At 65.3% G+C, this 6,850-nt stretch carries 10 protein-coding genes; 4 read left to right on the top strand and 6 right to left on the bottom strand.

Features of this window, described 5'->3' with window-relative positions:
- Positions 1–223: 223 nt before the first annotated feature.
- The 3 genes from uraH to QK290_RS08450 all read right to left on the bottom strand — a co-directional run bounded on the left by uraH (position 224) and on the right by QK290_RS08450 (position 1,659).
- Complete coding sequence (gene uraH, locus QK290_RS08460; protein WP_282330229.1) at positions 224–565, bottom strand: hydroxyisourate hydrolase; 342 nt, start codon at positions 563–565, stop codon at positions 224–226.
- Positions 562–1,059, bottom strand: a complete 498-nt coding sequence (gene uraD / locus QK290_RS08455) for a 2-oxo-4-hydroxy-4-carboxy-5-ureidoimidazoline decarboxylase (RefSeq protein WP_282330228.1) — start codon at positions 1,057–1,059, stop codon at positions 562–564. The genes uraH and uraD overlap by 4 nt, the downstream gene beginning before the upstream one ends.
- Positions 1,060–1,299: 240 nt before the next feature.
- Positions 1,300–1,659: a matrixin family metalloprotease gene (locus tag QK290_RS08450; RefSeq protein ID WP_282330227.1), complete on the bottom strand. Its 360-nt coding sequence runs from the start codon at positions 1,657–1,659 to the stop codon at positions 1,300–1,302.
- Between QK290_RS08450 and QK290_RS08445 the strand changes: the two genes are divergently transcribed.
- The 4 genes from QK290_RS08445 to QK290_RS08430 all read left to right on the top strand — a co-directional run bounded on the left by QK290_RS08445 (position 1,658) and on the right by QK290_RS08430 (position 4,169).
- Positions 1,658–2,446 (top strand): oxygenase MpaB family protein, encoded by a 789-nt coding sequence (locus QK290_RS08445; protein WP_282330226.1) that lies wholly within the window; start codon positions 1,658–1,660, stop codon positions 2,444–2,446. The genes QK290_RS08450 and QK290_RS08445 overlap by 2 nt on opposite strands.
- Before the next feature lie 123 nt (positions 2,447–2,569).
- Positions 2,570–2,749, top strand: a complete 180-nt coding sequence (locus tag QK290_RS08440; protein ID WP_282330225.1) for a hypothetical protein — start codon at positions 2,570–2,572, stop codon at positions 2,747–2,749.
- A 63-nt stretch (positions 2,750–2,812) separates the two neighbouring features.
- Positions 2,813–3,382 carry a GNAT family N-acetyltransferase gene (locus tag QK290_RS08435; RefSeq protein WP_282330224.1) on the top strand — a complete coding sequence of 190 codons (570 nt, stop codon included), beginning with the start codon at positions 2,813–2,815 and terminating at the stop codon, positions 3,380–3,382.
- Positions 3,383–3,485: 103 nt separating this feature from the next.
- Positions 3,486–4,169 carry a DNA alkylation repair protein gene (locus QK290_RS08430; protein ID WP_282330223.1) on the top strand — a complete coding sequence of 228 codons (684 nt, stop codon included), beginning with the start codon at positions 3,486–3,488 and terminating at the stop codon, positions 4,167–4,169.
- 86 nt (positions 4,170–4,255) lie between these two features.
- Here the strand turns inward: QK290_RS08430 and QK290_RS08425 are convergent, their stop codons facing one another.
- From QK290_RS08425 to QK290_RS08415, 3 genes are all read right to left on the bottom strand, one after another.
- Positions 4,256–4,453: a hypothetical protein gene (locus QK290_RS08425; protein ID WP_282330222.1), complete on the bottom strand. Its 198-nt coding sequence runs from the start codon at positions 4,451–4,453 to the stop codon at positions 4,256–4,258.
- Positions 4,454–4,638: 185 nt separating this feature from the next.
- Entirely contained in the window at positions 4,639–5,181 is a 543-nt protein-coding gene (locus QK290_RS08420; RefSeq protein WP_282330221.1) for a TspO/MBR family protein, read from the bottom strand.
- A gap of 369 nt (positions 5,182–5,550) precedes the next feature.
- Positions 5,551–6,846, bottom strand: a complete 1,296-nt coding sequence (locus QK290_RS08415) for an MFS transporter (protein ID WP_282330220.1) — start codon at positions 6,844–6,846, stop codon at positions 5,551–5,553.
- Positions 6,847–6,850 lie beyond the last annotated feature (4 nt).

The following is a 6,850-nucleotide window of genomic DNA, read 5'->3' as shown; positions in this document are numbered from 1 at the left end:
TGGTTTGTCAACCCGCTGAGGATATGGGAGGTCTCTTCTCCTGCAGCCACGTCCAGCCTCTTTTCATCGTTGAATAATTGGCTCAAGTTTTCGTTCTGTGAGAAAACTTTATTGCATGTCGAGATTATCTAGGCGACGATCCGCGCGTCAAGGCGAGCAGACAGTCACAATCGGCGGCCAAGGGCTCCGACGCGCGGCCGCCAAGGGGCTACTGCCTGACTGCTCAGCTGCCCCGGTAGGTGGAATACGCGAACGGGCTCAGCAGGAGCGGCACGTGGTAGTGCGGCTCCGACTCCACCACACCAAACGTGAGGGTCACCTCCGGGAAGAACGTCTCGGTGCCGCTGGCGGCGAAGTACTTGCCTGTGTCGAACGCCAGGCGGTACGTCGCCGAGGGCAGCCGCTCTGGTCCCAGCTCTTTGATGCGTCCGTCCGCGTCGGTGGCGCCGTCGGCGATCCGGACCCAACGCTCGCCGTCGAGCACGTGGAGAGTTACCGGGACCGCGGCCGCCGGTTTTCCGGAACCGGTATCGAGCACATGGGTGGTGACGTGGGAAATGCTCATTTGCCCATCAGTCCTTCGAGTCGGAGCACTGCGATTTCCCGCAGCTGCTGGCCAATGATTGATTGCTCCGCTTCGGGGGTGTGAGCGAGCCTGGTGTTGAGGGCGGCCAGGATCTCCTCCCGGCTGCGGCCGGCGGCGCGGATCAGGAACACCTGCCCGAACTTCTCCTCGTAGGCCCGGTTGCCTTCAGCCAGGGCCTCGGCGATGGCCGCGTCGGCCACGCCCAGCCCGGCCTGTTCTGACTGGGACAGCCTGGCTTCCGCGCTGTCGCCCTGCGCCCGCTCGCCGATCCGCGGGTGGTGGGCGAGGGCTGCTTCGATCTCTGCCGGGGTGAAGGGATTGGCTGCGCCGCGGCCTGCCGCCAAGAGTGCGTCGGGACTGGAATAGGGCCGAGCGTCGGCGAGCTCGTCGATCCAGCGTTGGATGTCCAGGCAGGGGCGCAGGAAATCGGCGGCCTCGGCGCGGCCGGCCGCGTTGAACTGTTCAAGATGCATGAGGCAAGTCCTCGTGTTTCGATGCTGGCATCCACGGTGTAAGGCTATGCGGATATTTTATTCCGCATCATGGAACTGTTATTTCAGCATATGCAAAAGTCAACCGCACGCACCTGCGGGTGTCAACTTCCGGGACTGTGCCGGGCAGCACCAAAACGGAAAGCGTACGACGGCGGGAGGTCCCCGCCGTCGTACGCTGACGGGCAAACGGTTAGCCGCCCCGCCGTGGTTACCGCGCGGTTACAGCCGCGGCATGCATTCCCCGGTTCCCAGCAACGCCAACCCCGCACGGTCGCCATCGCCAAAGTCGAACTGCCCGCTGTTTTCGCCACACATGAGCTGCGTGGGATCATCCACGTGGTCCAGTCCCAGGACGTGCCCCAGCTCGTGCATGAGGATCGCATGGATGTGGGCAGGCCCCTCCGGCCAGGCCAGTGTTTCCGCGAGGCCCGGTGCATCGAGACTCATCTGGCCGGCGACGTACACGTAGGGCTCGCCGGGAATATGGGCGTAGGCGCTGCCGCCGATTCCGGCAACCTTCCCCGCCAGCGGGGGTGCTTCCTCCGGGCGCGGGTGCCTTCTCCGGTATCGTGGGTCCATGGTGCGGACCCTGGCTGATATCGGCGCTGAAGGCGTATTGCTCGCCGGCGCGGGCCGCGCCATCTTGCTGCAGATCGCCAACCCCGCGGTTGGCCATGGCGTCGCCGAACACAGTGACTTTACTGCCCGGCCGCTGGACCGTTTCCGGGCCACTGTCACCTACGTCTACGCCGTGGTTTACGGCACCGAGGACCAGGTCGCGGCCGTGCGGCGCAAAGTCAATCGGGCCCACTCTGCGGTCCGTCGAAAACCCGACGCCAGCTCCCGCGGGTACAGCGCGTTCGATGCCCAGGCGCAATTATGGGTGGTGGCCACCTTGTACGACACTGCCATCACCGTCTACGAGAAAATCTACGGCCCGCTCGACGACGACGCAGCCGACCTCATGTACAGCGACTACGCAAGAATCGGCACGGTCCTGCAATTGCCGGCGGACCTGTGGCCCGCCGACCGCGCAGCCTTCGGGACATACTGGGACGCGTCACTTCGGAGTCTGGAACTGGACGCCGTGACCGCCCGCGTCGGTCGCGACCTCCTGTACCCACCGGCGGGTCCGCTCTGGCTGCGGATGAGTATGCCGCTGATCCGGTTCATCACCGCCGGGCTGCTGCCGGACCACTTGCGCGCCGGTTTCGGGCTGCCGTGGAGCGACCGCCACAGCCGCCTGTTCCACCGCACCACCCGGTGGTCAGCCCTGGTGTATCCGCGGCTGCCGCGGCCGGTCCGGCACTGCGTCAAAAACTACTGCCTCGCCCGGCTCCGCACCTACAGCACCAAAGACAGCTAGCACCAAAGACGGGAGGACGACGGCGGGAGGACCCGCCGTCGTCCGTCCCTGCCCGCGGCGCCTGGCCCAGCCATGGTGGCCGTGGCAGACCATCTTTCGGCGTCGCCGCAACGAATCCCTGTCATGAACTATTACAGCCAAGCAGCGCAGGAACGGGTTCGGGACGCCGCATACGACGCAGTCGAGAAAGTCCTCAACAGCATGTTCGAACCGTTGAACCGGCAGGCCCTCACTGCTCGCTGGAACCAGGCCTGCGAGGCCATGGCGAAGCACCTGGAAGCGCGGGACAACGGCGAAGAGTAGACGCCCTACTCTCGGTCGCAAATAGGATTGACAGATGATCGAGATCGAAAATTTGAGCTGTCTATGAAGGTCACCACCACAACGCTCCAGATGCTCCAGCCGCCCGCCTGGACGGAGCGCCCGTTGCCCGAGGAGGCACGGCTGGACCGGGCTGATGGGGTCACTCCGGAGTTCGTCCGCTTCCTCTATGGCCTGGTCGGCGGACCGTGGCACTGGACGGACCGGCTCGAGTGGACGCGGCAGCAGTGGGCCGAGGAACTCGCGGTACCCGGAACGGAATTCTGGGTCCTCTATGGTGAGGGCGTGCCGTGGGGGTATGCCCACCTGCAACCCGTCGCGGCCGAAGATGGCACGCACGTGGAGGTCAGGTACTTCGGCCTTTCCGAGCAGGCGATCGGCCGGGGCCTCGGCGGCCTGCTGCTGGAGCACGGCATTACGGCGGCCTGGTCGCTGACACAACGCATCGACCTCCCGCAGGTGTCCCGAGTCTGGGTCCACACCTGCAGCCTCGATGGTCCCGCGGCCTTGGCGAACTACCAGGCGCGCGGCTTTGTGCCGTGCGGGACCGAGGAAGAGGACACAGAAGTGGCGGCCGAGCCGCTCGGTTCCTGGGTGGCCACCGGCGGCCGATGAGCGGCCCCGGGTGGCTGGCAGCCACCAAACCTCCCGCCGTCGTCCGTCTCCGCTCTGTCAGCCGTAGGCTGGAACCGACAGGACGGTGACCGAAAGGGTGACAATGTCGGAGACGATTACGGCGGGGCTGCTGGACAAAGTGATGGCCGAGCTGGCCGTGCTTGAGGACCCGAAGGTTCGCGAGGCGAATGAGAAGCGCGGCGATGACCATGGCGTGAACCTGTCCAAGCTGCGCGCTGTCGCCAAGCGGCTGAAGACGCAGCAGGAACTCGCGCGCGCACTCTGGGCCACGAAGGACACTCCGGCGAGGCTTGTGGCGCTGCTGATCTGCCGGCCGAATGCCTTCGAACGCGACGAACTGGAGACCATGCTGCGCGAGGCGCGCGCCCCCAAGGTGCACGACTGGCTGGTGAACTATGTGGTGAAGAAAAGCCCGCACGCGGAGGACCTGCGCGTGGCTTGGACGGCGGATCCGGATCCGGTCGTGGCAAGCGCCGGTTGGGCCCTGACCAGCGAACGCGTGGCGAAGAAGCCCGTGGGGCTCGACCTCCCGGGGCTTCTGGACACCATCGAGGCGGAGATGAAGGACGCCCCGGACCGGCTGCAGTGGGCGATGAACCAGACGCTGGCCTTCATTGGCATCGAGCACGCGGAGCTCCGGGCCCGCGCGCTTAAAATCGGCGAACGGCTCGAGGTCCTCAAGGACTATCCGACACCGCCGAACTGCACCTCGCCGTTCGCGCCGAGCTGGATTAGCGAGATGGTGAGCCGCCAGGCGCGGGCGTAAGGCTATTGACCCGGACGCAAAACGGAAGCGGACGACGCCGGGAACCTCCCGCGGTCGTCCGCTTCAGTTTTTTGGCTGTGAACCGATCAGGCGGTGGCGAGCTGGCGTTCCTGGCCACGGACGCTGACCGTGAAAGTGTTGGGGCCGCTGCACTGGACCGCGATGCGGCATTTGGTGGTGTTCGCCTTGACCGAAAGATCGTGCACAACGCTCTCAAGGGTGTGCTCAATGGCAAACCGGTCCCAGATTTTCAGCGTGATGGAGTCAGTGTTCTCAAACGTCATTGTCAGTACTTTCGCTCATGCAGTTAACGGCTCCGCGTCGTCCTTGAGGGTGCCGCATCCTCGTCGGTGAGGATTGCTGATCTTGGTTATGCGGGAACAAGGTCCCGTTCCCATGCTTCATGGTCGCCGCCCGCATTTGCAACAGAAACGGCGAAAGTGTGAGCGATTACACGCCCGCGCCGGCCTTAGTTACTGACGGCTGCGTAAAGGTTCAGGGACGCCGAAAACACCAGCCACGATACGTTCGGCAGCATCAGGACGCCGGCAGTCTGGCTGATGGGTCCGAAGCGCAGGACTGTCAGGACCGCCGTGAGCGTGAGGGCGGCGAGGAGGGACAGAGCCAGCCAGAGCGCCGCGGTCCCCAGGGCGGAGTGCAGGCCGAAGAACGTCATGGGCCAGAGCAGGTTCAGGGCCAGCTGGAGCCCGTACAGCGTGAGTGCCCGGCGGCGGGGGAGGCGCCGCTGCCGCCACACCAGCCAGGCCGCCACGGCCATGGCCGCGTACAGGACCAGCCAGACGGACGTGAACATCAGCCCGGGAGGCGTCCAGGGGGCTTTGTCGGCCAGGGCATACCAGCCGCCCGTAGCCGCGCGGACCGGGAGGGATCCCACGAACGACACGGACCAGGAGAGCGCGAGGAAGCCGATCAGGGCAGCGATCTGCCGCCGTCGGGACGGCATGTCCGGGGCTGCCGGACCTTGCACTTCGGTGGGGATAGTAGCGGGCACTGACCAACTGTGGGCAATGGTGGGCACCTGCGTCAAACCGGGATGCTGCCGGGGTGTCTTGACACCCTGCCGCCCCGGGCGTATCAAACAACCAAATAATTGTAGATCAGCTTAGAGATTCGGACGTTTCGCCGCCGTCCAGAAGCATGTGGCGCTGCGGGACGGGCTTGCCTGGTACCGAAGGAGAAGAGCAGATGGTCCGGATGGGCATGGAAGAGGGCCTGCGGGAGGCGGCAGGGCAGATCGACGCCCTGCACCCCCGGCACGCCCGCGCCTGAACGGGCTGGCGCCTTTCACGCAAAAGGGGAGAGTACGACGCCGGACCGTCCCGGCGTCGTACTCTCCCCTTTTGTTGTGGGTACCCGGTGCCTAGGCGTGCGTCAGGTCCTTGCCCTTCGTTTCAGGGATGGTGAACACAAACGCGATACTGATGGCCAGCAGGACCACGGCGTAGACGTTGAATAGGTTGCCCTGCCCGATGCTGCCGAGCCATGCCTGCAGGTACGGCGCGGTACCCCCGAAGGCCGCGACGCAGATCGAGTAGGGGACGCCCACGCCCACCGTACGGATGCTGGTGGGAAACAGTTCGGCGTAAACGGCCGGGACGATTGCCGCACTGCCCGCGATGAAGAACAGCATGACGGACATGGTGACCGTGAGCTGCCACGGGGAGTCCTTCAGCAGCCAGGTCATTGGGAAGTGGAACAGCGCGGAGCCGGCGGCGCTCATGATCATCACCGGCTTGCGGCCGATCCGGTCCGAAAGCTTGCCCCAGAAGGGCAGGGCGGCGATGAACAGTACGTTGGCGATCACGCTGGCCCAGAGGGCCTCGCCGCGGTCCATCTTCAGTACCGTCGAGGCGTAGCTTGGAGTCACCACGCCCCAGATGTAGTAGGACACAGTCAGGCCGACGGTCAGGCCAATCACCTGGAGGGCCTGCTTGCGGTGCTTGTAAATCTGCGGCCACATCGGCTCGCGCTTTTCCTTGGGCGATTCTGCCTCGAACGCCGCCGTTTCCTTCATGCGGGCCCGCATGAACAGGGCGTAGAGGCCCAGGGCGCCGCCGATCAGGAATGGCACCCGCCAGCCCCAGGCGTTCATGTCGGCCGTGCTCAACACGTTGGACAGGATGGCGCCGAGCATGGTTCCGGCAAGGATGCCCACCGTACCGGAAGTGTAAATGAGTGTTGCCCAGAAGCCGCGCTTTTCCTTGGGCGCCATCTCCGAGAGGTACGTTTGCGACGACGGCAGCTCGCCGCCGTGGGCAAGGCCCTGGATGAGCCGGGCCACCAGCAGCAGGACCGAGGCGAAGGCCCCCACGGCTTCGAAGGTGGGGGCGACGCCGATGATCAGGCTGCCCAGGGCGGCGAGGCCGACTGCGAACGTCATGGACGTCTTGCGGCCGATCCGGTCACCGATCCAGCCGAACACTAAGCCGCCGAACGGACGGGCGACAAAGCCGACGGCGAAGATCGCCAAGGTGGCGAGGAAGGCCGACGTCGGATCCGCCTTGCTGAACAGTGCGCTCGCGATGAATGGCGAGAAGGTGGCGTAGATGGCCCAGTCGTACCATTCGACGGCGTTGCCGATGCCTGTGCCGATGAGCGTGCGCAGGTGGGACTTGTGAACCTGGACGTCAGCTGGGGCGCCTGCAGTTGTGGTCATTTCA

This window comes from Pseudarthrobacter sp. AL07 (assembly GCF_029960665.1).
GTDB lineage: Bacteria > Actinomycetota > Actinomycetes > Actinomycetales > Micrococcaceae > Arthrobacter.
This window is presented reverse-complemented; position numbering and strand designations above follow the sequence as displayed.

Bases quoted from the DNA above. Each gene is read 5' to 3' on its own strand.
- QK290_RS08435 (WP_282330224.1), top strand. From the start codon at position 2,813: ATGAAGGTCACCACCACAACGCTCCAGATGCTCCAGCCGCCCGCCTGG.
- QK290_RS08430 (WP_282330223.1), top strand. From the start codon at position 3,486: ATGTCGGAGACGATTACGGCGGGGCTGCTGGACAAAGTGATGGCCGAG.
- QK290_RS08440 (WP_282330225.1), top strand. From the start codon at position 2,570: ATGAACTATTACAGCCAAGCAGCGCAGGAACGGGTTCGGGACGCCGCA.
- QK290_RS08425 (WP_282330222.1), bottom strand. From the start codon at position 4,453: ATGACGTTTGAGAACACTGACTCCATCACGCTGAAAATCTGGGACCGG.
- QK290_RS08445 (WP_282330226.1), top strand. From the start codon at position 1,658: ATGGTGCGGACCCTGGCTGATATCGGCGCTGAAGGCGTATTGCTCGCC.
- QK290_RS08450 (WP_282330227.1), bottom strand. From the start codon at position 1,659: ATGGACCCACGATACCGGAGAAGGCACCCGCGCCCGGAGGAAGCACCC.
- uraD (WP_282330228.1), bottom strand. From the start codon at position 1,059: ATGCATCTTGAACAGTTCAACGCGGCCGGCCGCGCCGAGGCCGCCGAT.
- uraH (WP_282330229.1), bottom strand. From the start codon at position 565: ATGAGCATTTCCCACGTCACCACCCATGTGCTCGATACCGGTTCCGGA.
- QK290_RS08415 (WP_282330220.1), bottom strand. From the start codon at position 6,846: ATGACCACAACTGCAGGCGCCCCAGCTGACGTCCAGGTTCACAAGTCC.